The sequence below is a fragment of the Bradyrhizobium sp. ISRA464 genome, assembly GCF_029910095.1.
GTDB lineage: Bacteria > Pseudomonadota > Alphaproteobacteria > Rhizobiales > Xanthobacteraceae > Bradyrhizobium.
In genome coordinates this window covers 7,599,077-7,625,781 of the sequence record NZ_CP094526.1, presented here as the reverse complement: position 1 = coordinate 7,625,781, position 26,705 = coordinate 7,599,077, and the positions used below count along the sequence as shown (strand labels likewise).

At 60.6% G+C, this 26,705-nt stretch carries 31 protein-coding genes and 1 pseudogene; 16 read left to right on the top strand and 16 right to left on the bottom strand.

What is annotated here, in order from left to right; translation table 11 throughout:
- The first annotated feature begins 8 nt into the window (after positions 1-8).
- From MTX19_RS35275 to MTX19_RS35235, 9 genes are all read left to right on the top strand, one after another.
- The gene (locus MTX19_RS35275) at positions 9-1,769 is read left to right on the top strand and encodes a GMC family oxidoreductase (protein WP_280981319.1); all 1,761 of its coding nucleotides are present in this window, start codon (positions 9-11) and stop codon (positions 1,767-1,769) included.
- A 26-nt stretch (positions 1,770-1,795) separates the two neighbouring features.
- Complete coding sequence (locus MTX19_RS35270; protein WP_280981318.1) at positions 1,796-2,173, top strand: cytochrome c family protein; 378 nt, start codon at positions 1,796-1,798, stop codon at positions 2,171-2,173.
- Between the two features lie 620 nt (positions 2,174-2,793).
- Positions 2,794-3,369 (top strand): cytochrome P460 family protein, encoded by a 576-nt coding sequence (locus MTX19_RS35265; protein ID WP_280981317.1) that lies wholly within the window; start codon positions 2,794-2,796, stop codon positions 3,367-3,369.
- Between the two features lie 427 nt (positions 3,370-3,796).
- On the top strand, positions 3,797-4,081 hold the full coding sequence (locus MTX19_RS35260; RefSeq protein ID WP_280981316.1) for a DUF1993 family protein: 285 nt from the start codon (positions 3,797-3,799) through the stop codon (positions 4,079-4,081).
- A gap of 75 nt (positions 4,082-4,156) precedes the next feature.
- On the top strand, positions 4,157-4,930 hold the full coding sequence (locus tag MTX19_RS35255; protein ID WP_280981315.1) for an MFS transporter: 774 nt from the start codon (positions 4,157-4,159) through the stop codon (positions 4,928-4,930).
- A 23-nt stretch (positions 4,931-4,953) separates the two neighbouring features.
- Positions 4,954-6,177 (top strand): IS701 family transposase, encoded by a 1,224-nt coding sequence (locus tag MTX19_RS35250; RefSeq protein WP_280984181.1) that lies wholly within the window; start codon positions 4,954-4,956, stop codon positions 6,175-6,177.
- Complete coding sequence (locus tag MTX19_RS35245; protein ID WP_280978692.1) at positions 6,174-6,329, top strand: hypothetical protein; 156 nt, start codon at positions 6,174-6,176, stop codon at positions 6,327-6,329. Before MTX19_RS35250 ends, MTX19_RS35245 begins: the two co-directional genes overlap by 4 nt.
- Positions 6,330-6,339: 10 nt before the next feature.
- Complete coding sequence (locus tag MTX19_RS35240) at positions 6,340-6,930, top strand: MFS transporter (RefSeq protein WP_280981314.1); 591 nt, start codon at positions 6,340-6,342, stop codon at positions 6,928-6,930.
- 355 nt (positions 6,931-7,285) lie between these two features.
- Positions 7,286-7,741, top strand: coding sequence for a DUF3788 domain-containing protein (locus MTX19_RS35235; RefSeq protein ID WP_280985702.1), 456 nt, complete (start codon positions 7,286-7,288; stop codon positions 7,739-7,741).
- Between the two features lie 186 nt (positions 7,742-7,927).
- On the opposite strand, the gene MTX19_RS35230 is transcribed toward MTX19_RS35235, so the two are convergent.
- The 6 genes and pseudogenes from MTX19_RS35230 to MTX19_RS35205 all read right to left on the bottom strand — a co-directional run bounded on the left by MTX19_RS35230 (position 7,928) and on the right by MTX19_RS35205 (position 11,494).
- Entirely contained in the window at positions 7,928-8,152 is a 225-nt protein-coding gene (locus MTX19_RS35230) for a hypothetical protein (RefSeq protein WP_280981313.1), read from the bottom strand.
- Positions 8,153-8,399: 247 nt separating this feature from the next.
- Positions 8,400-8,759 carry a hypothetical protein gene (locus MTX19_RS35225; RefSeq protein ID WP_280981312.1) on the bottom strand — a complete coding sequence of 120 codons (360 nt, stop codon included), beginning with the start codon at positions 8,757-8,759 and terminating at the stop codon, positions 8,400-8,402.
- Between the two features lie 91 nt (positions 8,760-8,850).
- On the bottom strand, positions 8,851-9,201 hold the full coding sequence (locus MTX19_RS35220) for a hypothetical protein (protein ID WP_280981311.1): 351 nt from the start codon (positions 9,199-9,201) through the stop codon (positions 8,851-8,853).
- A 191-nt stretch (positions 9,202-9,392) separates the two neighbouring features.
- Positions 9,393-9,512, bottom strand: a pseudogene (locus MTX19_RS35215) (LysR family transcriptional regulator); the annotation flags it as partial.
- Positions 9,513-9,517: 5 nt separating this feature from the next.
- Complete coding sequence (locus MTX19_RS35210; RefSeq protein ID WP_280981309.1) at positions 9,518-10,882, bottom strand: MFS transporter; 1,365 nt, start codon at positions 10,880-10,882, stop codon at positions 9,518-9,520.
- Positions 10,883-11,014: 132 nt separating this feature from the next.
- Positions 11,015-11,494: a redoxin domain-containing protein gene (locus tag MTX19_RS35205; RefSeq protein WP_280981308.1), complete on the bottom strand. Its 480-nt coding sequence runs from the start codon at positions 11,492-11,494 to the stop codon at positions 11,015-11,017.
- Positions 11,495-11,877: 383 nt separating this feature from the next.
- Here MTX19_RS35205 and MTX19_RS35200 point away from each other — a divergent pair, with 383 nt between their 5' ends.
- Positions 11,878-12,495, top strand: coding sequence for a cytochrome P460 family protein (locus MTX19_RS35200; RefSeq protein ID WP_280981307.1), 618 nt, complete (start codon positions 11,878-11,880; stop codon positions 12,493-12,495).
- 121 nt (positions 12,496-12,616) lie between these two features.
- Positions 12,617-13,534: an NADP-dependent oxidoreductase gene (locus MTX19_RS35195; protein WP_280981306.1), complete on the top strand. Its 918-nt coding sequence runs from the start codon at positions 12,617-12,619 to the stop codon at positions 13,532-13,534.
- Positions 13,535-13,641: 107 nt separating this feature from the next.
- On the opposite strand, the gene MTX19_RS35190 is transcribed toward MTX19_RS35195, so the two are convergent.
- Entirely contained in the window at positions 13,642-14,706 is a 1,065-nt protein-coding gene (locus tag MTX19_RS35190; protein ID WP_280979847.1) for an IS630 family transposase, read from the bottom strand.
- 98 nt (positions 14,707-14,804) lie between these two features.
- Entirely contained in the window at positions 14,805-16,136 is a 1,332-nt protein-coding gene (locus MTX19_RS35185) for an IS1182 family transposase (protein ID WP_280981278.1), read from the bottom strand.
- Positions 16,137-16,321: 185 nt separating this feature from the next.
- Between MTX19_RS35185 and MTX19_RS35180 the strand changes: the two genes are divergently transcribed.
- The 4 genes from MTX19_RS35180 to MTX19_RS35170 all read left to right on the top strand — a co-directional run bounded on the left by MTX19_RS35180 (position 16,322) and on the right by MTX19_RS35170 (position 19,303).
- A complete protein-coding gene (locus MTX19_RS35180; RefSeq protein WP_280985701.1) occupies positions 16,322-17,758 on the top strand; it encodes an MFS transporter in 1,437 nt (478 codons plus the stop codon).
- 90 nt (positions 17,759-17,848) lie between these two features.
- Positions 17,849-18,256 carry a cupin domain-containing protein gene (locus MTX19_RS35175; protein ID WP_280981303.1) on the top strand — a complete coding sequence of 136 codons (408 nt, stop codon included), beginning with the start codon at positions 17,849-17,851 and terminating at the stop codon, positions 18,254-18,256.
- A gap of 94 nt (positions 18,257-18,350) precedes the next feature.
- Positions 18,351-18,491, top strand: coding sequence for an L-histidine N(alpha)-methyltransferase (locus MTX19_RS39395; protein WP_348638375.1), 141 nt, complete (start codon positions 18,351-18,353; stop codon positions 18,489-18,491).
- A gap of 44 nt (positions 18,492-18,535) precedes the next feature.
- Positions 18,536-19,303 (top strand): L-histidine N(alpha)-methyltransferase, encoded by a 768-nt coding sequence (locus MTX19_RS35170; protein WP_348638374.1) that lies wholly within the window; start codon positions 18,536-18,538, stop codon positions 19,301-19,303.
- 81 nt (positions 19,304-19,384) lie between these two features.
- On the opposite strand, the gene MTX19_RS35165 is transcribed toward MTX19_RS35170, so the two are convergent.
- The 7 genes from MTX19_RS35165 to MTX19_RS35135 form a co-directional block, all read right to left on the bottom strand.
- Positions 19,385-19,666: a DUF427 domain-containing protein gene (locus MTX19_RS35165; protein ID WP_280981299.1), complete on the bottom strand. Its 282-nt coding sequence runs from the start codon at positions 19,664-19,666 to the stop codon at positions 19,385-19,387.
- Between the two features lie 218 nt (positions 19,667-19,884).
- Positions 19,885-21,222, bottom strand: coding sequence for an IS1182 family transposase (locus MTX19_RS35160; protein WP_280979491.1), 1,338 nt, complete (start codon positions 21,220-21,222; stop codon positions 19,885-19,887).
- A gap of 78 nt (positions 21,223-21,300) precedes the next feature.
- Positions 21,301-21,507: a peptide-methionine (S)-S-oxide reductase gene (locus MTX19_RS35155; protein ID WP_348638244.1), complete on the bottom strand. Its 207-nt coding sequence runs from the start codon at positions 21,505-21,507 to the stop codon at positions 21,301-21,303.
- A gap of 37 nt (positions 21,508-21,544) precedes the next feature.
- Entirely contained in the window at positions 21,545-21,994 is a 450-nt protein-coding gene (msrB, locus tag MTX19_RS35150; RefSeq protein ID WP_280981298.1) for a peptide-methionine (R)-S-oxide reductase MsrB, read from the bottom strand.
- Between the two features lie 490 nt (positions 21,995-22,484).
- A complete protein-coding gene (locus MTX19_RS35145) occupies positions 22,485-23,030 on the bottom strand; it encodes a peroxidase-related enzyme (protein ID WP_280981297.1) in 546 nt (181 codons plus the stop codon).
- 33 nt (positions 23,031-23,063) lie between these two features.
- Positions 23,064-23,681: a nitroreductase family protein gene (locus MTX19_RS35140; protein WP_280984983.1), complete on the bottom strand. Its 618-nt coding sequence runs from the start codon at positions 23,679-23,681 to the stop codon at positions 23,064-23,066.
- Between the two features lie 401 nt (positions 23,682-24,082).
- Positions 24,083-25,039, bottom strand: a complete 957-nt coding sequence (locus MTX19_RS35135; protein WP_280985700.1) for an AraC family transcriptional regulator — start codon at positions 25,037-25,039, stop codon at positions 24,083-24,085.
- Between the two features lie 475 nt (positions 25,040-25,514).
- Between MTX19_RS35135 and MTX19_RS35130 the strand changes: the two genes are divergently transcribed.
- A complete protein-coding gene (locus MTX19_RS35130; RefSeq protein WP_280981296.1) occupies positions 25,515-25,973 on the top strand; it encodes a DUF3788 domain-containing protein in 459 nt (152 codons plus the stop codon).
- Positions 25,974-26,135: 162 nt separating this feature from the next.
- On the opposite strand, the gene MTX19_RS35125 is transcribed toward MTX19_RS35130, so the two are convergent.
- The gene (locus tag MTX19_RS35125) at positions 26,136-26,588 is read right to left on the bottom strand and encodes a carboxymuconolactone decarboxylase family protein (protein WP_280981295.1); all 453 of its coding nucleotides are present in this window, start codon (positions 26,586-26,588) and stop codon (positions 26,136-26,138) included.
- Between the last annotated feature and the right edge of the window lie 117 nt (positions 26,589-26,705).

Here is a 26,705-nt window from a genome sequence, read left to right as displayed (position 1 = left end):
AAGAGATCATGGCTACTCGCTTGAAAAATCGCACGGTCGTTTTCGTTGGAGGAGGGTTTACGGCGGCGCTGGCTGCACGCCAGCTGACAGCAAGAGGTGTCGATGTCGTCGTCCTTGAACGTGGAATCGACCGCACCCTTACCGCCGCAACAAGCCTGCCATCGCAGCGCGACGAACTGCGCTGGCACGTCCATGGTGATCTCTTTCAGGATTGGTCTGTCCAGACCTACACGCTACGCCATGACATAAGCGGAACGGCGTTGCCGATACGGCGCCTCGAGGCCTTCAAACCGGGCGAAGGGATGGGCGGCGCGGCAAATCACTGGAACGGGCAGACCTGGCGCTGGAGCGAATCTGATCCCGTTTTGCACACCCACCTTGAGGACCGATATGGAAAGAAAGCTATTCCAGCTGAAATGGCGATCCAGGATTGGGGCGTCACCTATGCCGAGATGGAGTCCTATCACGATCAGTTCGAAAAGCTGTTCGGCATTGCCGGTAAGGCAGGAAATCTGCGTGGCAAAGTGCAGGAGGGCGGAAATCCGTTCGAGGTGCCGCGGCAGAACGAGTTTCCGCAAAAGCCTCTGTCTATCACCGAAGCAGGCGTGATCTTCACCGAGGCGGTCAAAAAGCTCGGCTACAAACCTTTTCCCATGCCGGCGGCAAATTCACCGAAGGCCTACACCAACCCCGATGGCATGCAGCTTGGTCAATGTCAGTTCTGCGGCCATTGCGAGCGCTTCATCTGCGAAGCCAACGCCAAGGCGAGCCCCGAGGTCCTCCTCTATCCGATGCTGAGAAGGCGCAAGAGCTTCGAACTGCGTCTGCAAGCCCATGTTCTCGACATTCTTTATGATCGTAAGGCAAAGCGCGTGAGAGGCGTTCGCTACATCGATCGTGTAACCGGCGAGGAGTACGAACAGCCCGCCGACGTCGTCGTACTTTCTTCGTTCACGATGTCGAATACCAAGTTTCTGCTGATGGCAGGGATTGGGGCGCCTTACAATCCGAAGACTGGTCACGGGGTCGTCGGCAAGAATTTTTGCCACCAGACAATGTCCGGCACGCGTGTCTTCTTCAAGGACCGCTGGATCAACCCGTTCCTTGCTTCAGGCGCGTCACAGACCGTGATCGACGAGTTTAACGGCGACAATTTCGATCATAGCAATCTCGGCTTCCTTGGCGGCGGATACATCTACGCCAACGTGACGAACGGACGGCCGATTACGAGCCGCGCCGTCCCGCCCGGCACGCCGAAATGGGGCTCAGCGTGGAAGAAGGCCAATGCCGACTGGTACGCGCATAGCTTCACCATCTCCGCCCATGGCGGTTGGTATCCACATCGCGAGAATTATGTCGATCTTGATCCGACCTATGTCGACGCTTATGGACAACCGCTTCTGCGCATGACGTTCGACGTTCGCGAGAATGAGCGCAAGATGTCTGTATATCTCTCGAAGAAGATCGACGAGATCGCCAAAGCGACAGGCGCGGACATCGCGCCGCCGACGGCGCCACGAAAGGGACCCTATGATAGCCAAGTCTATCAGACCACCCATGTCACCGGCGGTACGATCATGGGAAGGGACCCCGGCACCAGTGTTGTCTCTCCCCATCTGCAACATTGGGATGCGGAGAATCTCTTCATCGTCGGTGCTTCCGTCTATCCCTTCAATGCCGGTTACAATCCGACGGGACCATTGGGGGCGCTCGCGCTCAGGCTCGGCGACGACCTCAACCATTACATCGAACGGCCGCGCCACCTCTAAGCCTGCATACAAAATGGAGTTTAGCAATGAAGAACGCGCGGCAAGTCGGCGCGCTTAACGCCGTGCTCATGCTTGCATGCTTAGTCGCGAGCGCCGGCTACGCGCAGGATGCGGAGCATGGGAAGAGCGTCTTCGCGGCCTGTGCGGTATGCCACGCCACGGATCACGCCAATCGGGTCGGTCCGGGGCTGGAAGGGATTGTCGGTCGGAAGGCGGGCACAGTTCCCGGCTTCCGATATAGCAACGCGATGAAGAATTCCGGCGTCGTCTGGGACGACAAGTCGCTTAATGCGTATCTGGAATCTCCCCAGAAGGCCGTCCCCGGAAACAGGATGCCTTATCCTGGCCTAAAAGACGCGACGGATAGGGCCGACCTCGTTGCTTATCTTGCTATGTTGAAGTAGCGGCTCGTTTAGCCGGCGTCAGCGAGATGCCGTCCGCCGGCAGCCGTGGGGCGCGCGGGCGCGACTGAAGGACAAGTTCGCGCATCGCGCCGCGAATCCGCAATCCGTCGCCTTTCGTCGGGACGCGCGGTTCGCTGCTTGCTGTAGCCGGCAGACGTTCGCAGGCGGGGCTGCAAGGTTCGGCCGCCGATGAGCGAGTGAGGCAGAAGGTGGAAAGCGACATCCAGGATAATCCGGGAATCAGCCGGTTTGAAACGCCCCTCGGCGACTGTGCGCTCGCGTACCGCAAAGCTGTCCGGCTAGGGGCACGGACACCTTCGAAGCGTTGCGACGCGAGGGGAAAAGAGTGATCGCGAAGTGCCCTTTCATGTGCGCTCCTACGCAGCCCATACAGCGCGCTCCTCGACGGCTGATCGCAGACAGATGGGCGTCGGGCGCGCACAGTGCTTTTTGGACGACGATACCCCGCGCCTATCGAATGCATGTCCAAAGGGAATTTCAAATTTCGTCGGCCGCATCCGATTCTCGGGTCCGCTGGGTCGTCCGAGCACATGCGGCCGCATCGACAGCTATCGAAGCCGTTGCGCCGAGTCGCCGCGCGGGCAGCAAGGGAGACTCCCATGAAATTATCGAGGATTGTCGGCTTGGCTGTAGCCGTCTCGCTGGTCGCCGGCACCGTAGTGGCGCTCGCGCAGATCAGCAAAGCGGCTCCCGCCGGCCCGGCCGCGAATGTCGTGGACGCCGCCGGGCAGCTGCGGGTGCCGGCGGACTACCGAACCCTCTACCAAGCGCTCGGCGACTGGGCGATTGCCGCCGACAGCGGCCAGGGCTCGAAGGAAATCCACGCCGTCTACGCATCCCCGGGGGCGATCGACGCCTACCGGAAGACGGGGCACTTCCCAGATGGTGCCGTTCTGGTGAAAGAGGTCTTCGCGACCTCGACGAACGAGATGACCACCGGCACGGTCAGCCACGCCGACAAGCTCAAGGGCTGGTTCGTCATGGTGAGAGACAGCAAAGGAACGCACCCCGGAAACCCGCTGTGGGGCGACGGGTGGGGATGGTCGTGGTTCGACGCGGACAAGCCGCTCAAGACCACCTCGACGGACTACCATTCCGATTGCCAGGGGTGCCACGTGCCTGCCCAGGCCACGGACTGGATTTATGTGAATGGATATCCCGTCCTGCGTCACTAGGAGACCGTATGCCTGGACGCTCTCCTGTTGCCGCAGTTTCGCGGAGGTAATGTCGAATCCCGCAAGCTGGTGCGGCAAGCTGGAAGATTGAAGAGCCTGTTGTGACCATTCGTTTCGGCTATCGGCCTTTCGGGTCCGGCCGACGTTCAGGGTACAAACGAGCGCGTGGAGTTCAGCGTGTCCTTCTCGGTCTATGACATCACGGTCCCCGTCATGGTGCACGGACTGAACGTGATGGACGACTATCTCGACCACGCCCAGGTGCTCGAGCGGACCAGAGGATTTGAGCCTGGAAGGATCCTTGGCGAGCGGCTCGCGTCCGACATGCTGACTTTCGGAGAACAGTTTTCCGTAAGCTGCAACAAGGTCGGCGCGCACATGGCGAAGCTGATGCAGCGCGACGCGCCAGCACCCCACAACACCCCCCATGATGTACCCGGCATTGAAGGGACGGCTCCTCGAGACCCGCGGCTTCTTGCAAAACGTGCAGCCGGACGAGATTGCCGGCGCGCGGTCGCACACATACGAGCTGACTCCGCCTATTGTGCGCGGGTGGTTCGGCGGCGACGACTACATCCGGCACCTGATGCTGCCCGACTTCTTCTTCCACATCTCGATTGCGCACGCGATCCTTCGGCACCTCGGAGCGAAGTTCGGGAAGCGCGACTATCTCGGTAACCTCAGTCAGCAGAGCGGCGGTGACTACTCTTGAGAGGCGGGGGCGGCGCGCGACACGGCCCGAAGCCTTCAAGATTGTTGTTGTCATCGCGCCGGAGATTGCATCCTGATGAGCGGCGTCGAACGTTTAACGGCGTCTCAGCGCCGCTGGGCAATGCTCTGCGTCTTGCTTGGACTTGGTCTAAGTTCCCTCGGAAGCGCGATCGTGAATATCGCCTTGCCAGATATCTCGCGTTCATTCGCAAGTAGTGACGCGGCGACCGTTTGGGTTGTGAATGCCTATCAGCTTTCGGCAACGGTCTGCTTGTTGCCCGTTGCAAGTCTGGTCGAATCATTCGGTCTGAAACGTGTTTATGCCGCTGGTCTAGCTATTTTCGTCCTCGCGTCGTTGGGTTGCGCTTTCGCTCCAACATTGCCGATGCTGGTGAGCGCGCGCTTGATTCAGGGTGTCGGAGCGGCCGGGGTTTCTGTGGCCGGCGTTGCATTTGTACGCGTGATCTATCCGCATCGCATGGTCAGTAAGGGTCTCGCGTTGGTCGCATTGGCGGTGGCGATACCCGGAGCAGTAGGGCCTACCATCGCGGCGACAATACTTGCCGTGGCAAAATGGCCCTGGTTGTTTCTGGTGAATGTGCCATTCGGCCTCGCGGTACCGCTATTTATTGCCGCTGCACCATCAGACGTTCGGGTTGCTCGCCCTCTCGATCTGATCGGGACGGCTCTCAATGCGTTAGCGTTGGGGCTTTTTGTCGTCGGTGTCGGTACGCTGGGTATTGGCGATGGGCGCATTGCGATGGGAGAGATCCTCGCAGGTCTTTTCTGCTTTGGCCTCTTCGTTCGACAACAGCTCCGGCACCCTAGCATTACAGTTGCATCTTCCTGAAGGTTCTGAATCTATGGGCGACCATGATTCGGGATCTGATGATTGGTGGCGCGTCGGTTGAGGATACGCTGACGCTGTGGGCTTCGTCGTTGCGAGATGCCAAGCAACGCATCCGTCCGCTGTTTACGCAAGAGCGGGTCGCGGCCTCGGCGGGGCAATTTCTCGACGGACTGTTGGGCAACGAGCCGCGCAAGACGGGTTGGATGCGGGCGGAAGCGGCTGGCGATCCAGGCCCGTGGCGCCAGCAGGCGATTCTGGGTCGGGGGCAGTGGGATGCCGACGCGCTGCGCGATATTGTACGTGAGTACGCGCTGGAAACGCTGGGTGACGAGGACGCGGTTCTGGTCATCGATGAGACCGGCTTTTTGAAACAGGGCAAGGCCTCGTGTGGGGTCGCGCGCCAGTACACTGGCTCGGCGGGCAAGATCACCAATTGCCAGATCGGAGTGTTTGCCTCCTATGTGTCGCGGCATGGCCATGCCTTCATCGATCGGGCGCTCTACCTGCCAAAGGAATGGACGGACGAACCCGCTCGCCTGAAGGCCGCACATGTCCCGAGCGATGTGAGCTTTGCGACGAAGCCCCGGATCGCGCATCAAATGATCGCTCGCGCGATCGCCGCAAAGGTGCCGTTCTCGTTCATAGCAGCGGACAGCGTGTATGGCACGGGAGCGATCGAAACCCTGCTGCGCAAGGCGGGCAAAGGCTATGTTCTGGGGGTTGCTTCCAATCACGTGTTCTATTCCTGGGGCAAGCAGCAGCCTGTCGCCGGCACTGCCTCTACGATCGCGCAGAGCCTTCCCAAGAAGGCCTGGCGCCGCCTGCCGTCCGGCGAAGGAACCAAAGGTCCGCGCTGGCACGACTGGGCCTATCTTGAGCTGGCCGATCTCGACGCCGGCGAATACAACGACGACCTTGCCGGGGAATGGACCCGAGGTCTTCTGATCCGCCGCAATATTGCCGACAACAGCTTAGCCTTCTTCTCCACATGGTGCCCCAAGGGCACGTCCATGCAGAAGCTGGTATCCGTGGAAGGCCATCGCTGGGCCATCGAAGACAGCTTCGAAACCGCCAAGAACGAGCTCGGTCTTGATCACAACGAAACCCGCTCCTGGCATGGCTGGCATCGCCATGTCTCACTGGTCATGCTTGCCTTCGCCACGATGGCCGTCATCCGTCATCGGGCCAACACCGGAGCATTGCTTAAAAAAACGCGACCGCGGCCCCGACCGAAGCATCGTTCTTGATCCGCTGGTCGATCCAGGAAATCCGCCGCATCGCCATGAAGCTCGCCCAGCGGCGCATCCCGCATGCCCACATCCTCGCATGGTCATCCTGGCGCAGGGCTCATCAAGCCAACGCGCGCAAAGCGCATCTCAAGCAAAAATTACAACTGTAATGCTAGGCCAATGTTGCCGTTCGATCTTTTCCGTATACCTCTGTTTACCCTATCGGTCTGGACATCTGTCTGCTCTTATGCCGCACAAATCCTGGCTTACGTCTCCTTGCCGTTTCTATTTGAGGCGGGGATGCATCTTTCGGCCGTGGAAACAGGCTTTCTCTTGACGCCCTGGCCGTTCATGACTGCCATCACGGCTCCAATCGCCGGCCGCTTGACAATGCGCTACCCTGCCTCGGTGATTTGCAGCATTGGTTTGGCGTTGTTGGCGGCCGGTTTGCTTCTGATGGTCTTCTTGCCGACAACTCCGGCGAAGTGGGATGTCGTTTGGCGCCTCGCCCTTTGCGGTATTGGCTTTGGTCTTTTCCAGACCTCGAACAACACTGCGATGATGACGGCTGGACCCATAGGGCGTAGCGGGGCTGCGAGTGGGATGAATGCCGCGGCTCGCTACGTCGGATGGTCACTTGGTTCCGCCTTGGTCTCACTGATCTTCGGCTTGGGCGGAGATCATGGCGCGGTCTTTTGTCTGGTCGCCGGAATGGCCTTCGCTCTGATGGGAGCCACTACCAGCAGCGCTCGTCGGTTCAGATGGAGTTGAGGCGTCTGAATACTTTCGGTGCGTCCTGCCTGCATTCGGTGGAGCTGGTCGGCGATCGCATTGGCGCGCGGAACGCCGATCAAGTCCAGCGCGTGATTGACGGCAAGACCTAGGCCTGTCCTCCAAGAACGTGTCGGAAGTCCAAGTTCCGTGTCCGCGAATCCGCGTCCCGGTTTTCTGTCTTGACGGGCAACTCGCCTACGCCCCAATGCCGGGCTGAGCACGGAAGAAATATCAGGCGCAACACCGATTCAAACCTCGGGAATATGGCGACATATCTGTCGCGCAAGATGAAGGTGCGGGCGCCAAGTCTTCCGAAACGTACTTGATAAAGTTGTGGTGGAAGGACAGCGGTATGGAACAGTCCCCCCAGATCGGCGACAGGATCACCGACAAATCATCGCCGCCTGATGACCACACCGTCCGCAACTGGATCGGGCCGAAGGCGTCCGAGCATTGGGCCGAGCTGCGGAACTGGATCGAGGTATACTACCCCGGCGTTTTCGCGCCGGAGTGGCTCTATGGCGGCAAGAAGCGCGGTTGGTCCCTGCGCTACAAGAAGACCAAGGCGTTCTGCACCTTCCTGCCCGAATACAGACGGCTTTCAGTCGTGGTGGTCTTGGGGGGAGCTGAACGAGAGAAGTTTGAGGAGCGGCGTTATGCCTGGCGCTCGCAGTTGGTCAAGCTCTACGATGAAGCCAAAACATATCCTGACGGGAGATTTCTGACAGTGGCAATCTCATCAGCAGCTGATCGGCATGAGGTGACGGAGCTTTTGACCATGAAGCGCCCGCCACGGTCACGCGGTTGAATGTCGCGGAAATCCTGAGTTCCCGACAAAGTCGGCAGCGCTGAATTTTCAATGAAAACTCTGTCGCAAAAATCGGCAGCGATAGTCAGAGTTTTGCGGCTGGGTTTTGCGATGGATGATCCTGCACTGGAATTCGTTTCCCACCCACGAACACATGCTGGTGCGCAGGGTCTGTAGGTTCAGGATCTATCCCGACATGACGCAGGAAAGCTGTTTCGGCGGACGGTTGGCTGCTGGCGGCTGGTCTACAACCTGTGTCTCGATCAGAAGATGTTCGAGCGTGAGCGCGGCCAGCCGAGGAAGCTGGCTGCCTTCGATCAGATGAATGAGCTGCCCGACCTCAAGCGCCAATATGAGTTTTTGAAACCGCATCACCATATCTTGTCCTTTCCGGATCTGGTGCTCGGTCATTGAAACACTAGGTCGGACCCGGGGCGCGAATACAACGAGATTAATATGCAGGACGTAAGGTACGTATTGGGACATACCCGACAAGAAGAGAATCGACTTCAACTGCAGTCAGCCATTATTCGTCCGATCACTCACCGGCTGTTGCGCGATGCAGGTCTATCGCCGGGCATGCGCGTGCTTGATCTTGGTTGCGGAACTGGAGACGTGGCCATGCTCGCGGCGGACATGGTGGGGCCGATCGGATCGGTCAATTGGTCTCGATCGCAACCCCGACATTTTGATCACAGCGCGCGATCGCGCCGACGACGCTGGTTACACGAATATTGAATTCCTCGAAAGTTCGCGTGCCAATCTCGCCCCACGCTCGATCGATATGGTTGTCGCCCGTTACGTGCTGGTTCATCAAAGCGAACCAGCCGAATTTATCCGCTTGGCGGCGTCTTACGCGCGCCCGGGAGGGGGCGTGGCTTTTAATGAAGTGCAGTGCTTCGGCGATATCAATTCGCTTCCCCGTGTCCCCCTCTGGCACGAAGTCTGGAGCTGGATTGTTGCCGGCTTCGCTACGGGGATGTCCCATCCAGATGCAGGCGCCCGCTTCATCGAACATTTCAGCAACGCCGGCCTCGATCTGCCCGCGATCTTTTCCGAAACGCCGACCGGAGGCGGGTCCGCCTCGCCGCTCTGCGCGTGGGCGACGCTCACATTGCGTAGCCTATTGCCGCGCCTCGAAAGATCTGAATACGCTGGAAGACCGCATGCGCGAAGCCGTCACCGCGGCGCGAAGCCAGATCACGTTCGCGCAGCAGTATTGCGCCTGGACGAGAGTATAAGCGTATTCGAGCGGCATTGTTCATGCCGACGCTATTCACGGGGACGCACTTCATAAAGCCTGGCGCGGGTCCATTCGCGTCCCCGTGGAATTCGACGCCCGTCCACTTCGCCGTGTATCGATCCGGCGGGGCATGGACGACGAGCGTCAGGCGCGGGTCGTCGTTAGCCTGGAATGTCGCATAGATCGCCCTGATCGTTCCGAGCTTGGAATGTCTCATCACCTTCTCGCCGCACGATCTCATGCGGATGCAGTGATCCTCTACCGGCGCCAAAACGCAGGACTCAAGCTCCTCAGTTCCTCCACCGGCTCGTTGAATTCCGGGGTATCGGACCAGAAATCGTACTTGACGCGAAAGCTCCTCAGCATGCCGCGCGCCAACTTCTCCAGTCGGGATAGTGCTCCCTCTTATTCGAGCCGCTGTATCGCGCGGGTGAGCGTGGGCTGGGACATTCCGCTCCACATCACCGCTTCGGTGACGTTAAGGCTGTCAGCGAGGTCTAGGAAATATCGAATCTGGTTGAATTCCATACTTTCTAAGCCCCTCCCGAGCCGCCCGCTTTCGCCGCGGCCGGAGTCGGGGTTATTGCAGCTGTAAAGGCGCCGCCGATCGAGGTCACGGCGGCTACGGCGAGACCGACCTCGTAGCCGGACTCGAAGGACGCGATACCGGCCGCCAGCGCCACGCCGGCAAGCTGCGCAATCCGGCTCGCCGCATTGTTGATGCCTGAAGCGAGCCCCTCATCCATCTGGTCAACGCTCGACAGGACGGACGCGGTGAGCGGCGCCACGAGCACGGCAAAGGACAGGCCAAGCAGCGACATGGGCCCGATCACGCCAAGCATCAAGGATTCCTTCTGACCGAGCGCCATCCAGATATAAGCAAGCGCCGCACTTGCAGGCCCCGCGATGAGCATGGCCCGCGCACCAATCTTGTCCGCCAACCCGCCGAACACGCCCGACAGGAGTCCGACAGCGAGCGCGAAGGGCAGGAATGCCAAGCCGGCATCGGTGGCCAGCAAGCCGCGGCGGTCGACGAGGTCAAAGGGCAGCAGAAAGAACATGATCGAAACCGCCCCATAGATCATCAATGTAGCGACGTTCAGCCCGAGGAAGGCGCGGTTCTCCACCAGGCGGGGTGGGGTCATCGGGTGTTCGCTTGCGCGCTCCCAGAACGCATAGAGGGCGAGCCCGACAATGCCGAGCCCGGCGACGATCGCCAGCATCATGCCCTTTTGGGCCGGCGCATCCGCCGCTGCCCGAGCTTCACCCGGGCCGACCTGGCTGAGCGCCCAGGCGAGCGCCCCGAGCGACGAAGCCAGGATCGCGGCGCCGATCACGTCGAACCTGCGCTGGATGAGGCCATCTTGGGGCGCAAAGAGCAGCAGAACTCCTACTGCTACGATCGCGATCGGCGGGTTGATCCAGAACACCGATGGCCAGCCGAAGGTCTCGGTCAGCCAGCCGCCCAGGACGGGACCTCCCGCGGTGGTCAGCGCCGACGCCGCCGCCCATATGCCGATCGCCCGGCTCCGCTCCGAGCGCGGATAGGTGGCTCCGATCAGGGCGAGGCTGGCAGGGGTGACGATCGCTGCGGCCACTCCCTGCGCGACGCGAGCAGCGATCAGCCAGGCGGGTGAAGGCGCTAGCGCGCAAGCCGCGGACGCCAGACCGAACAGGACGCAACCGAGCGCGAGCATGCGCGCTTTGCCATAAACATCCGCGAGCGCGCCGCCGATCAATGTCAGCGAGGCGAGCGCCAGCATGTACCCGTTGAGAACCCATTGAACGGAGGCGAGGTCCGCACCGAAATCAGCGCGCAATCTCGGCAACACGACGGGCAGCGCGGTCGCGTCGATGAACGCCATCGAGGATGCGAGCACACAGGCCGTGAGCACCATCCGCCGGCACCGAGGCGACGTTTCCCGCCCGAACTCTCGCGGGCAGGGTTCTGCATCGATAACGCCTCTGCCGCACGGCTCTACAAACGACTGCGCCATTCATCGACCTCCCTGCTAATTTGCCGCTGTTCCTCAGTTCTTTGCCGAAGATCTGAGGTGGCGGACAAAACTCAGCACATCGTCGGGCATCAGACGGCCAATCGCGCGGGTCGAATAGACGGCTGTCACGATCCGGCCTTCGGGATTGAGGACGAAGCCTGTTGCCTGGAGACAGACGGGATTGTCATTGACGAAGGCGCCGGTGACCGCGGAAACCGCTCGTGCGTCGGCGCCGTAGGCGACCGAGAAACCGAGCTTATGCTGTTCGACGAGCGCCTCCGACTTTTCCCGATCGTCTACCGATACTGAGACGACCTTGATGCCCTCCTCGGCGAATTTGTCCGCCGCTCGCGCAAAAGCGGCAAGCTGGGCGTTGCAGTACGGACACCAGGAACCGCGGTGGAACAGGATCACACCGAATCCACCGGCCAGATCGCCAGGCAAATGGATTTCGCCGCCACCGGTGCGAGCAAAAGTCAGCGAGGGGAAGACATCGTTATTTTGCAGCACCACAATCGCGCTCCTTGTGTGAAATGTCTGGCGCTTAGAGCGCAGAATAATCCTTCACCGCTTCCGACAGAAATGCGGGCTCACACCATGGCGGTCGAACCCACGGCGAGGGAAATCACCTCTCGCCATAGAGTCGATAGACGATCGTTATTGCCTCGCCGTGCGGCGTGGTGCCGTCGCGGCCTGCGCACCTTGCCTTGATTTGCGAATGGCAGAGAGGACCGTCGCAGCAATATTCCCCGCTGCTATGGAAACTATATATGCCGGCTATTGGAAAATTTCGGCCTGCGCTGCGATCAATGGGTGCCACTGTCGCAGATTTCATCATCGAGTAACGCCCAGGGCAACCAGGGACGAATATTACTCAATTGCGTAGGAAGAAAAGTATGGTCATGGAGAAAAAAGGTAGGCGCCTTACCCTACTGATCGCCGGAGCGGTTTTCAGCGCAGTTGCTATAACGGCTGTATTCGCGCAGTCCGAATCCAATAACGGCGGCGCACCGACGAGGAAGCGCTATCTCCCCGAATATACCGCATCGGGCGACTTGATCCTGCCGAAGAATTTCAATGAGTGGGTGTTCGTCGGCTCACCGCTCACTCCGAATGCGCTCAACGGCGGGAAGGCCAATTTTCCCGAATTTCACAACGTCTACATCGAGCCGGGCTCGTACGAGCTCTACAAGAAGACAGGTGAGTTTCCGGAGGGAACGATCTTCTTCAAGGAACTACAGCTGACACTCCCAGCCGAGAACCCGGATGGGTCGCGCACCGAGGCCTCCGGGCGAGGCTTCTTCCCGGGAGAGCTGAACGGCGCCGACGTTGCGGTCAAGGATAGCAAGCGCTACGCCGACACCGGAGGCTGGGGTTACTACAACTTCAATCATCACGAGCCGAAGGCGCCGACAGCCAAGCTGCAGCCAAAGTCCGAATGCGCGTTCTGCCACATGGCGAGCGCTAAGAAAGACGACGTCTGGACCCAATTCTATCCGCTGCTGGACAAGTGAAATCTTCAGCGAACGCTACCGGTTTCCCAGCACAGGGGTGCCCCTGGCAAGAGATGTCGAAGGGGCTCCTATCGCCGGAACATGTCCAGCAAACAGGCAAACAATCGAGGAGACAATTTACATGAAGGCGATTGTGGTAGCGGACCAGGCCGCTGGAACGGCGGGGATGAAGCTGGTGGACCAGCCCGAGCCGCACGCAGCGATAAACGACGTCGTCGTTCAGGTTCATGCGTCGGGATTCACCTGGGATGAGCTGACGTGGCCCTCGACTTGGACTGATCGCTTCGGCCGTGATCGGGCGCCGGTGATTCCCGGGCAAGAGCTGGCCGGAGTGGTCACCGCCCTTGGCTATGGCACGAGGGGGTTGTCGGTGGGACAGCGGGTGTTTGGCCTCACGGACTCGTATCGCGGCGGCACGCTGGCGGAGTATGTGGCCGTCGAGGCACGCAACCTCGCGCCGCTGCCGGGCGACGTCGACTTCACGGTGGGTGCGAGCGTGGCGATGCCGGGCCTGACCGCGTGGCAAGGATTATTCCTGCACGGTCGCCTTCAGGCGGGGCAGAGCATCCTCGTGCACGGCGCGGCTGGCGCAGTTGGGTCGATGGTGACCCAACTCGCACGTGAGGCCGGCGCCTACGTCATCGGCACCGGACGCGCCGCCCACCGTCAGGCGGCGCTCGACTTCGGCGCACAGGAGTTCGTGGCCCTCGAGAACGACGCCCTAGAAGACGTCGGCCAAGTCGATCTGGTTTTCGATGTCTTCGGCGGCGACATCGCGAAGCGGTCCGCAGGCCTGATTCGAACCGGAGGAACGCTGGTGACCATCGCCGGCCCGACCGAGGCGCGGCCCGCCGACGGCTTGGCGATCGACTTTGTTCTCGTGTCCGATCGCGCCCAATTGGGTGAGATTGTCCAGCGAGTGCGGGACGGACGACTGCGGGCGAACATCGGCAACATCGCGACCCTCGACGATGCCGTAGCCGCTTTCAATCCGACCAAACGGATCAGCGGCAAGACGATCATCCGCGTTCGTCCGTGAGTACTCGGGTCGACGAGCGCTTCTACGCGCCTCGCGGATCATCGTCGGCCTTTTGAATTGTGGCGATCGTTTCGACCGTCGCTGCCTTTGCAATCTAGTACCCGGAATCAGAGCTGGGTGATACGGCGGCCTTTGAATCGGCGTTGACGGACCTTTTTCTTGGTCCAGACGAAGGGCTCGGCTCTGCCGTTGTATGCGGTGACGTAGGCATCGATGTGATCCTGAAGCTGCTTGAGGCTTGTGAAGGAGGTGCCGCTGAGCGACTGCCCCTGCAGGATCGAAAACCACACCTCGACCTGATTGAGCCAGGACGCACTCGTCGGCGTGAAATGGAATTGCACATTGGGATGGGCCTTGAGCCAGTCCTCGTTCTTCTTGTGGATGTTGAGATTGTCGAGGATGACGTGAAGCTTCCGGCCCGGAAAGGCCGCGGTGACGCTGGTCATGAAGCCGAGAAACTCGACGCGGCGCCGCCGTTTTGAATGCGTCGCGATGATCTTCCCGGTGGCGACTTCGAGTGCCGCAAACAATGTTGTGGTGCCATGCCGCTTGTAGTCGTGGCTCTGGCCGGTCAAGGCGCGGCCATTGGGCAGTTTCAGATAACCCTGCGCTCGCTCCAAAGCCTGGATCGAGGGCTTCTCGTCCACGCACAGCACAATGGCCTTCGCGGGCGGGGCGACATAGAGGCCGACAACATCGGCGGCTTTGGCCGTGAAGTTCGGGTCGTTGCTCTCGCACCAGGACTTGCGAGCCGCGAGGTCGATCTTGTGGCTGCGCAGAAACCGCCAGACATATTGGACGTCAACATCGCCCAGCGCCTCGGCCAGCAGGGGCCCGGTCCAGCGTGCGAACCCTTGCGGGGGCGGCTGGTCCAGCAGCTTCAGAATCCGCTTGTCCGTGGCCTTCGTATAGATCGGCTGCTTGCCCGGGCGCGGCTTGTCTTGCAGCCCTTCAAGGCCTTGGTCGGCATAACGATGCCGCCAAAGGCTGACAATCCGCGGCTGGACCCCAACTTCCTTGGCGATCGATCGGGTGCTGCGCCCGTCCGCCGCCAACAGAACTATCCGCGCCCGCTTCAAATCGCGCAGCAACGTCATCGGTGAGCGACAGCACGCCTCAAGCACCTTGCGATCTTTCCTCGAAAGGTGGACTTCTCTTGCTTCGGGTATCATCCATATCTTGAATCACGACTCACGATCCAAGAAAAGTGGGTACTAGGAGCCCGTCCAGATAGCGCTGGTATCGGGCTTGTTGATGAACGATAGCTTGCTCAAGCGGCTCTTGCGAGCTTTGTGAGGTTGTGGGTGGTGCAGATCAACGCCCACTCGGCCGTCACTTTCTCGATGCCACGCAGCAGGAACTGCCTGAACCCGCGCGCCTGCTTGATCTGCCCGAACACCGGTTCGACGATTTGCTTCCTGAGCCGGTAGCGGCTTCGCCAGCCGGCGCGCTTGAGCTTGGCCCGCATGGCTTTGGTGAGCGCTCCGGTCATGGTTCGCTTGCCTTCGGCGGCATGCTTGGCGCGCCCGATCGCGACGTAAGCGCTGATGTGGCGATCGGCGAGGGTTTGCAGGTTGGCCTCGCTCAGATAGCCGCTATCGGCCGAGGCTTCCTTCGGCGTGACGCCGAGATTGGCCTCAATGCCGTCAATCAGCCCTACGAGTTGGCCATGATCGCTCATGCGCGCAGTGAGCCCGTGCGCAACGATGATCTGGGCCGTTCCATCGACAGCGGCCTGGGCATTGTAGCCTTGGATGTACCCGTCCTTGGTCTTCAGGATGCGGCTGTCCGGATCCGTGAAGTTGCGCTGCGCTTTGCCCTCGGGCTCCGCTTTCGGCGGTGCCGGCGTCTTGCCGTTCTTTTTCCGCCCTTCCGCAATGCGCTTCTTTTCCACCTCGGCCCGGCGCCGCAGTTCCTCCTCGGCGGCGGCTTTGGCTTCCGCCTCGAGCTCGGCCTTGGCCTCGCGGATCTTGGCCAGGCGCTTCTCCTTGTCGGCCACCCAGTCCGGCAGCTCATCGCCGCGCTTGTTGCCGTAGAGCCGGTCCTCCTCGGCATCCGCCGCCTCGGCCGCTTCAAGCCAGCGATCGACCTCGGCTTGAAGCTCTGCTTCTCGCTTCTTCATGCGCTCGTAGCTCATGGCCTTGTGCTTCGATGCGTTCGCCTTGATCTTGGTGCCATCAAGCGCCACGTGCCCGAGCTTCACCAACCCAGCCTTCTCAGCAAGCTTCAACACCTGAACAAACAGACCCGCCAAGGCCTCAAGGTGCCGCTTGCGGAATTCCGAGATCGTGCGGAAGTCCGGCGGGTCGCCCGCCACAATCATCATAAAGTCCGCCCGATCCACGGCCGCCTTGGCGATCCGGCGCGACGAGTAGATGCCGCTCGCATAACCGTGCAGAAGTAGCGCCGTCATCATCCGCGGATCAAACGGCGGCTGTCCAAGCCCGCTCCGGTAGCTGGCGGTGATCGCAGATAGGTCGAGGCTCTCTCGCACCAGCGACACAATCAGCCGCGACAGGTGGTCCTTCGCCACATAATCCTGCACGCTCGGCGGCAGAAGCTGCGCCTCATCGATCTTCCAGGGGCGAAAATCCTTGCTCATGCGCACGCAAAGAATCAGACTCGCACCCTCTTGACCAGCGACTACTCAGACAGCCTCCTAGGGCTTGAGATTGAGTTGATGTTGCGAGGAGTGATCCGCGAACGGACGCGGCGGCTCGGCGTCAGGCTGTTGGCCGATGAGCTCGCGCGCCGCGAATCGCGCGACGTGATCCGAGGGATTAGGTCGTGAGCAGCGCGTCCCTGATCCTGACCGACCGCGGCTTGGCGCTCTCCGAGCCTAGGGCCATCGGCGCGCAGGGCAGAACCAAGGTGCTCGCCGCGTCAAGCCTGGGCGGCTGCCTCGTGTTCGTCAGCAGCGCTGTCGTCACAGTCGCGCTCGCGGCGATTGGCCGGGACATGCACCTGTCGCCGCTCGACCTGCAGTGGGTGATGAACGCCGAGCTCCTGCCGCTCGCGGCCCTGACCTTAGTCGCCGGCGCTCTAGGTGACCGGTTCGGACGGAAGCGGATCTTCCTCGCGGGGATCGGTCTCTACGGCCTGGGCGCGGCCGCGATTGGTTTCGCGCCGAGCTTGGCGTCGCTCATCGTCGGCCGCTTCCTGCAGGGCTTGGGCGAAGCCGTGATACTGCCCAACAGCCTTTCCGTGCTTGGGCGAGCCTTTTCCGCCGACAAGAAAGCCCGTGCGGTCGGCATCTGGTCCGCCGCCGCCGCGATCGCCAGCGGGGTCGCGCCCGCGATCGCCGGCGCGATCCTCGATCACGGTTCTTGGCGGACGACCTTTCTGATGCTCCTGCCCTTTGTCGCCAGCGCGCTGGCCGTCGGCGCCGTGTGGATACCCAAGGACTCGCCGGCCGGTCACGCCGGTGTCGACGTCCGTGGTGCGGTCCTGTCGACAGTCGGGCTCGGCGGGCTGGGCGCGGGGCTGACCAGCCTGACTAACGGTTCCGGTCCGAACCTTTGGGTGCTCGTCACCCTGATCGTCGGTCTGGGCGGCTTAGTCGGCACCATCGTGACCCAACGGCGATTAGGCGACAACGCCATGCTGCCCCCGTCCCTCTTCGCCTCGCGGTCGGTCGTCGGCGCGAACCTGTTCACCGCGCTCCTCTACGGGTCGTTCACGGTCATGCTAACCTTAATCCCGTTCGTGATGATCCGGGGCGCGCACCTGCCGATGCTGGTGGCGGGCCTGGCCTTTATTCCCCTGCAAGTGCTGATTACGGTCGTCTCGCCGCTCGCCGGCATGCTCTGCCGCCGGTTTGGTCGGCGCTTGCCATTGTTTGCCGGCGGCGCCGTCGCGGCCTCGGGATGCACCATGGCGCTCCGTGTTGGTCCGAACGCGACCTATTGGGCGGACATCTTCCCCAGCACCCTGTTGCTGGCGCTGGGCATGGGCCTGGCGATTGCGCCCCTGACGACCCTCGTCCTCACCTCCGTCGAGTCCGATCGCGCCGGAACCGCGTCTGGCATCAACAGCGCTGTCTCGCGCGCCGGGTCGCTCTTCGCCATTGCTCTGCTCGGCGGCGTCCTGCAGCAGGACGGTCCTCAGCTGTTCTCGGGATTCCACATGGCGATGGCTGCCGCCGCGGTCGCCTGCGTTCTGGCCACGCTCGCGGTGTTCATTATCGAGCCGGGGCCCCACGTCGATTTCATCCCGCGAGACTGACCCGTTCGGTGTCCGTAATCAGCAGGCCGGCAAGGCCGAGAGGAAACAATGAAGAACGAAGACCAACCTATAGGCAGAAGGAGAAAGCCCGTGAAGATCCGAACCATTATCGCCGCTACCTGCGCCGCCTTCGCCTTCTCGATGGCCGCCCAAAATAGCGAAGCGCAAACCGTCACGAAGAACTTCGAGGCGTCGATTCCCAATATTCCTGGCAAGTCGCTGATCGCCGTGGAAGTCGATTACGCGCCGGGCGCGGCCTCTCCGTCCCACACCCACGCGAAGTCGGCTTTCATCTACGCCTACGTGATCTCGGGCGCGATCGAATCGAAGGTGAATGACGGCGAGACGCGCATCTATCGGGCAGGCGAGAGCTGGTCGGAACCGCCGGGCGCGCTCCATTCGATCAGCCGCAACGCGAGCAAGACAGAGCCAGCAAAGCTGCTCGCTGTCTTCGTCCTCGACACCAATGACAAAGCGCTGACCACGCCCGTCAAATAACATACGCGCTGCGCCAGGCAAGAATTCACGGTGATGATATCGGCCGCAAGTTTACCGCGGCCCGTCATCCGCCGTGTCACCGAGAGCGGAAACTATGCTTCACGTAAATAACAGCATCGACGCTGTTGAAAATGCATTTGCCCGAGACGTCGTCGGCGGATTATCCGCTGATGTGAAGACACTACCGAGCCGTTGGTTGTACGACGAGCGAGGATCCGCACTTTTTGAAGAATAACGAGGCAGGATGAGTATTACCTGACTCGAGCCGAAACGTCGATCTTGCGAGAGCGGCAGAGTGACATCGCCGATTTTGTAGAGTCTGGCACGATTCTCGTCGAGTATGGTGCGGGAGCCGGCGTTAAGACTGAGCTTGTGCTTGCAGGGCTGCGTAACCCGCAAGGCTACGTGCCGATCGACATCGCCGACGCCTTCCTTGCAGAAACTTCGAAGAGGATCGCTTCGCGCTTCCCATCGCTCTGGGTTCGCCCCATCGAGCGCGATTTCCTGGATGTATTTGAGCTTCCGTTTGAGGGCTCCGGCGGCGGCAGGACTGGATTTTTCCCGGGCTCGACGATGGGGAACTTGAACACGATCGAGGCGAAGACCTTGCTTAGACAGATGGGACGACACCTAGGCGACGACGGACGCGCCATCATCGGTGTCGATCTTCAAAAAAGCGTAGATACGCTTCTGCGTGCTTACGACGACAGCGCGGGTGTGACGGCCGCTTTTAACCTCAACCTCCTAGAGCGGATCAACACCGAACTGGGCGGCGACTTCCGTTTAGAGCAGTTCAAGCACGTGGCGCGCTGGAACGAGATCGAGCAAGCCGTAGAGATGCACCTGGTCAGCTTATGCGATCAGCGCGTTACACTCTGCGGGCACACGTTCCACTTCAGAACGTCGGAAACCATCCACACTGAGAGCTCTCGAAAATATACTGCGGAAAGCTTCGAGCGGCTTGCCCGCTCTGGAGGATGGAGGGTCGCCGAGGCTTGGCAAGATGCAGGCGGGCTATTCGGCCTGTTCGGGCTCATTCGCTACTGAAAGGCCGATCTAATTGCCCCCATTCATGTGCTGGCCGAATACATTTCGGCGGAAAGTCGGGCGCTGACGGCGGTTAGTCGATTACCTAACATCTACCCCTTTCCAGAATGCGATGTAGCCTTTGATGGCCGCTGCCGCATCGGAGGGATTGGGGTAATACCATGCTGCGTCTTCATTAATTTTGCCATCGACGATTAGCGAACGGTAATTTGCAAGGCCCTTCCATGGACACCGGCTAGTCGTCGTGCTTGGCCTAAGATGTTGCGTATTGACGGAATCAGGCGGGAAGTAGTGGTTACCTTCGACGACAATGGTCTTCTCCGATTCCGCGATCACCGATCCGTTCCATGTTGCGACTGTCATTTGTCGCTCCTTTCCATGCTATGAGTTCGACCCGATGTAATACGGGCTCGAACCGTTCGATCGGAGCGGTCGTCGCCTTATAGATCGGGGGCCGAGTAGGGGCTGCCTGTCAATTTGGATCGTAGTTCTGCAGGTCGCTGGCGAATACGCGATAACTATCTTCAGTTACCTAGGAGCCTGTCCAGTTAGCTCCGGGAAGGCGGGCTAATGATAGCGGCTCATGCGACCCTCGCCAGCTTGACGAGGTTGTGAGCGGTGCAGATCAGGGCCCATTCGGCCTTCACTTTGTCGATGCCGCGCAGCAGGAATTGCCTGAACCCTCTTGCCTGTTTGATCTGTCCGAAGACGGGTTCGACGATCTGCTTACGCAAGCGGTAGCGACTTCGGTAGCCGGCGCGCTTGAGCTTGGTGCTCATCCTGGCGATCAGCGATCCGGCTCTTGAAGCCGTTTTCGCAGTGGCGGACGGGGTGCCGTGCTTCTGCCTCCCGGTGGCGATGTAGCCCTCGATGCGCCGCCGCTTGATCGTGCGAAGATTGGCGGCGGAGCAGTAGCCGGCGTCGGCCGACACTTCGTCGGGATTGGTCCCCAAATTGGCCCTGATCCCGTCGAGCAACGGCGCCAGTTGCGCCTGATCGCTGGAGGAACCGGTCAGCGTCTGCGCCACGATGATCTGATGGGCACCATCGACCGCGGCCTGGGCGTTGTAGCCCTGGATGTAACCGTCCTTGGTCTTCAGGATGCGGCTCTCCGGGTCGGTGAAATTGCGTTGCGCCTTGCCGTCGGGCTCGGTTTTCGTCGGCGTCTTGCCGCTCTTCTTGCGGCCTTCGGCGACGCGACGCTCCTCGGCCTCGGCCCGCGCCTTGCTCTCCGCCTCGGCTGCAGCCTTGGCTTCGGCCTCCAGCGCGGCCTTGGCCTCGCGTATCTTCTCAAGCCGCTTCTGCTTGTCGGCCACCCAATCGGGCATTTCGTCGCCGCGCTGGTCGCCGTAGCGCTGGTCCTCCTCCGCATCGGCGGCCTCGGCGGCCTTGAGCCAGCGATCGACCTCCGCTTCAAGCTCCGCTTCCCGCTTCTTCATGCGATCGTAGCTCATCGCCTTGTGCTTGGACGCGTTCGCCTTGATCTTGGTGCCGTCGAGCGCAACGTGCCCGAGCTTCACCAACCCGGCCTTCTCGGCGAGCTTCAGCACCTGCACAAACAGGTCGGCCAGCGCCTTAAGGTGCCGCCGCCGGAACTCCGAGATCGTGCGGAAGTCCGGCGGGTCGCCGGCCACGATCATCATGAAATCCGCCCGCTCCACCGTCGCCTTGGCGATCCGCCGCGACGAGTAGATGCCGCTCGCATAGCCGTGCAGAAGCAGCGCCGTCATCATCCGCGGATCAAACGGCGGCTGACCCAGCCCACTCCGGTAGCTGCCGAGGAGCGCCGATAGATCAAGGCTTTCCCTGACCAGCGACACGATCAACCGCGAAACGTGATCTTGCGGCACATAATCCTGCACGCGCGGCGGCAGAAGCTGGGCCTCATCGATCTTCCAGGGGCGAAATTCCTTGCTCATCGCTATGTAAGGAATCAGACTCGCACCCTCTTGACCAGTCACTACTCAGACAGGCTCCTAGTTGCCATACCGTCTTCTTCACGATCCAGCGCAGTTCTCCTGGCGGTTGAGCGTTGTCGGATCATGGATCCGGAAGAAAAACCCGAGCAGATCCCGATAGGGCGTCTGGTAGGCGTTGAAGATGATCTCGATTACCTCGGCGTGGGTTCTGCGGTATGCCGCATTCGACCGGTCGCCACTGGAATAGCCGGCTCTGGTCGACATGACGTCTGGACGGCTCCCCATCAGCTTCTGTCCCACACCGTCGGTTTTGTAGCCATCGCTAGGCTTCCTGATTGAAAAGCTTGAGGTATTCGCCATATCCAAAGCTCTCAAGCTGATCACGATGAATGAAGCGCAGAGACGCGGAGTTTATGCAGTAACGCAGTCCTCCCATATCCCGAGGCCCACTAGGAAACAGATGGCCTAGATGACTGTCGCCGTGCTTGGAGCGAACCTCGGTGCGGATCGTCCCGTGGGACCGGTCGACTTTCTCAACGACGTTCGCCGCTTCCAAGGGCCTTCTGAAGCTCGGCCAACCGGTGCCGCTGTCGAATTTATCGACAGACGCGAATAGTGGCTCGCCCGACACCACATCGACGTAGAGACCCGGTTCTTTGTTGTCCCAGTATTCGTTCTGAAACGGTTGCTCTGTGCCGTCTTGCTGCGTGACCCAGTACTGTTCTGGCGTTAGCCGGAGCACTGCCTCGGGATTTTTGTTGTATGTCTTCATCCTCCGATCTCCTTTGCAGCCAATCAAAATAGGACATGCGAAACTCCATGGTCCAATGACCTTTGGCTATGGAATCGATGCCATCGGTGCCGCACGCTCGGCAAGAAGCAGTGGCTTTGGCGGGCGGTCGATCAGAATGATCTCGTCCTCGACGTGGATGTTCAAAGCCGCAGTGCGAAGCCACAAAGAGGCTGATGTGCACTATAAAGAGACGAGGCCATGCGCCACAGTGTCATGATGATCTACAATCGCGCTCCCACAAGCGGGCCCGGCCCAAATCTTCTCAGCCTGGCACCGATATTGTGTTCCTCAGTAAGTGTCAGGCCGGCCGTCATGATGACAATCGGCATGTTGTCACCATTGGCTTTGGTGCAAAACTCGTCGGCGCATACCAAAAGCCCGGACGCGTTCCCAAGAATGTTTCTTGAGTGCACCCGGGCTCTGGCGTTACGCTCGCATCACATAGATGGTTGATGCGACCGGATAGAGTTCAGATCGAGCCGGCCGGCGCAACGGCTGGAAAGTCCTTCTCGGGATCGAACACGTTGTTAAAGAAGTTCGTCAGCGAGTACATCGCCACGAGCGCCACGATCTCCATGACGTTCGCATCCGTGTAGCCAGCATCGCGGACGGCTTTCAGATCAGCGTCAGTCACGTGCCCCCGGCTCTCGATGACTTTGCGGGCGAACTGGACCGCGGCATCGCGCTTCAGATCGCTGGCGTGGCCCTTTCGGGCGAGGATGATCTCGTTAGCCGGCAACTTGGCCATACGCTCGGCCGTGAAGCTGTGAACGCTCAGGCAGTAGTTGCAGCCGTTCACCTCAGAGACAGCGAGGCCGATGCTGTCGCGCGTCTTCACGTCGAGCGCCTTGCTCAACGAGCCGAGCAGCGAGGCCCACGCGTTGAACGCGATCGGGCTGTGCGCGAACGTCGCCATCATATTTGGGGTGAACCCGATGTTCTTGGTGAACGTCTCGAGGGTTTGCTTCGACTCGGCCGGCACCTGCTCCGGCTTCAGAGGCGCACATTTTGGCATTGTAGTCTCCATCGTTACTGAGTTCGTTGAAAATTATGCGAAGTGCAGCACGTCCGCGACGGGCAGGCGCGGCTTCTGCGGCCAGTTCCCCGGGCGCTCCGGCCCCACAGACAACAGCATCACCGGCACTTCGTCCTCGGCCAGTCCGAACTCGCGGTGCACCGCTTCGGCATCGAAACCGATCATCGGCGTCGAACCCAAGCCAAGCGAACGAGCGGCATAGATGATTGCGGCCGTCCCGAAGGTGGCAGAGCGTATTGCCTCGTCGCGCTGGCGCTGCGGCTGATCGAAATACAATCCGCGCGCCGGGATTTCCCACTCCGGCACCATGCGCGCCGGCATGATGCCGGCTTCCACCACCGGCGCCAGGCGCTCTGGTATTGTGCTGGAATCGGCTAACTGGCCGATAATGATGAAGGTAACGGCCGCTTCAGTGATCGCGGGCTGATTCCAGGCGATCGGACGCAGCCGAGCCTTGGCTTCAGGCGTGCGTACGGCGATGAAGCGCCAGTTCTGCAAGTGGAAGGATGTCGGCGCGGTGGTGCCGATACGCACCAGTTCACGGATCTGCTCGTCGCTCAATGTGGCGGCAGGGTCGTAGTATTTGGCGGCGCTGCGGCTCAAAATACATTCGATGACGGCGTTCGTCATCGTCGGTGCTTTGGGTGAATGGGAAGGTTGGTGCGCGAGAGTGTTTCTGCTCTTCTTGGCCCGCGTGCAGATTGCAGCGGCGACGCCGGTTGCAGGTTCGGTGGCAGGGATAGCGATATGGCTCATGGTGTGGCTCCTTCATCAGCTGATCGATGACCTCGACTTTAGGCCTCGCGATGCTGATTTCGAGACGCGATTGGCTCAACTTAGTGCCCAAAGGGATCAAACCAGCGCGGGTAGTTGATCCGTTCCTCAACGGCGTGGCGCAGGCCAAATCGTCTCTTCGATATCGAGCTTTACGTGCTGCAGGTATAGAGGGGCGGCTCGCGCATCGATCACGCGAAGAACTGCGTGCTGCGCGCCTAGCCTCTCGTCCGGTCCGAACCGAACGCGAGGCGCATTTACACGCTCTCGCGCGCTAGACGGCGCCATTCTCCCGGCGTCATCCCCATCTTGTCGGCGAACACGCGCCGGAATGCTGATACAGATTGATAGCCGACCGCCTCGGCAACAGCCTCGGTGGTGATCGCCGGCTTCTTCAACTCGTTGGCGGCCAGGCTCATCCGGATATCGACTAACAGATCCGCGGCTGAGCGGCCCAGCTTGTCCTGAAAGTGCCGCATGAAGGTGGCGCGTGACATGCCGCACAAGTCAGCAAGATCGGGTAGATTCCAGGGCCGGGTCGGATCGCCCAACATGGCTGAAATGGCCGGGGCTAGTCGTGGATTTCCGGCCACCGCCAACAATCCTTCGGGAGCTTGCTCGGATTCGCTTGCTGCGCGCAGTGTCAGTGTGAATAGCGCCGAGGAAAGCGCGTTCAGCATGGCGTTGCTGCCCGGCTTGTCGCCAGCGGACTCCATTCGCATCAGCCCGACAAGATTGGCAAGGCGATTCGCGGCGGACCCGACGCTCTCTTCATCATCGCCGTCCATGGCCCGCACCACCAGATCGGTGGGCAGGTAGTTGCGGACCAGCCGATCATGGGGCGGCCCGATGAAAAATCGCCCGCACAACATGTCCAGGCGGTCACCCTGGCCATCATTTGCGCTGAGCATCCATCCGGCCGAACGCTGGCTATTGTAAGTGGGTCCCGGCGTATGCCCGCTGCCATCGTGCAGCACGTGCGCCGATCCGTGAGGCAGTAGCACGATATCTCCGCCTATCAATTCCCTGGTCGTCCGCGTCGCCGGATCCTCGATGATGGCCCGGCCCTTTAGCACGACGTGGTAGGGAATTTCATTCGCCGCGGATCGCGGCCAAGCCACCCGCCACGGTGCACCGTAGGCGCAACGGACCTCGAGCTGGCCGGTGATGGTGATCATTTGCAGAAGATGACTTAGCCAATCGACTTGGGACATAAGATCTCGCTACCTTGCCGGGATCTCGTAGGATGGAGATCCGCCCTATGAGTCCTGAGGACGGACCTGCATCAAGAGGTGCGGGATCACTTGGGTTGATCAGAACGTAACACGTCCCTTTCTCCCTGGCTGTCATACCCGAATCTTCCGTCGTTTCCCTGGCGCGCATTGCTGAGAATGACAGGTTGCACCTGATATCTCGCAATGTTTGTCGCTCGATTTAGCGGCCCTACCGCTGTCCTCCAAGCGCCGAGGCTCCAGATTCCGTGCCCACGCATCCGCGCTCTGACTTTCTGCTTTGACGGGAAATCCGCCTACGGCTCAAATACTGGGCCGAGGACGAAAGAAATATCAGGCGCAACACCGATTCAAAACCCAAGAAAACTTGCGACAACACCGTGCGCAAGATCAAGGTGCAAGCCGCCAAGTCTTTCGAAGACTACGTGATAAAGTTGCGGAGTAAAAGGAAAGCGTCATGGAACAGTCCCCGCAAATCGGCGAGAGGATCACCGACAAATCAGCACCGCCCGATGACCACACTGTCCGCGACTGGATCGGGCCGAAGGCGTTCGGGCATTGGGCGGAGCTGCGGAACTGGATCGAGGCATACTACCCCGGTGTTTTCGCGCCGGATTGGCTATATCGTGGCAAGAAGCGCGGTTGGTCCTTGCGTTACAAGAAGTCCAAGGCATTGTGTACTTTCTTGCCGGGATACAGGCTGTTTTCGGTCGAGGTGGTCTTGGGAGCAGCAGAGCGAGAGAAGTTTGAGGCGCGGCGCTATGGCTGGCGCTCGCAGCTGGTCACGCTCTACGATGAAGCCCGAACATACCCCGACGGGAAATGGCTGCAAGTTGCTGTCTCATCCGCAGATGATCGGCGTGATGTGATGGAGCTTTTGAGTATGAAGCGTCCTCCTCCACGGTCACGCGGTTGAATGGCGCGGAAATCCTGACTTTTCGGGCGGTGCAAAAGTCTGCGAATCAAATACGTGCAAAACTCGGGAGTTTTGCGACAGTGGCCGGTGGCGCCAGCAACAAAATTGTCATGAGAGGAAGTAGTCCCTCGAGATGTGAGCGCCACGGCGGGGGCGCTTTGCTTATTCTTTGGCCGCGTGGGGCGTGTTGCGGAAGCAAATCGCCATGCGGTCGTAGGCATTCATGAGGCTAATCGCGATCGTGAGATCGACCAGCTCCTTCTCGCCGAAGGCCGCGCGTGCCGCCTGGTAGGCGTCGTCCGGCACGCCGGTTTGCGTCACACGCGTCACCGTTTCGGCCCAGGCCAGGGCAGCGCGCTCGGTCTCGCTGAAGAGGTCGCCGCCTTCCTCCCAAGTCTGAACCTGGGTGAGCTTCCCGATCGGCACGCCCGTCTTCGTGAGATCGCGCGTGTGCACATCGAGCCCATAACCGCAGTTGTTGATCTGCGAAACGCGCAGATAGACGAGCTCCACCAGTTCGGTCGGCAGCTCGCTCTGCATGATATAGCAATACACAGCGCCGAGGGCCCTGGCGCCGTTCGGAGCGATCTGGTTATATTCCAGACGTTTGGTCATTGGCCTCTTGCCTCGAAAGTCTATTGTCGCCCACAGCCTCCAAATAGCGACCGCCCCTGAACGTCGCTCGTTCCGGCGACCTCGATGATCCGTTTCGCGGACTACCGAGGGCCATTT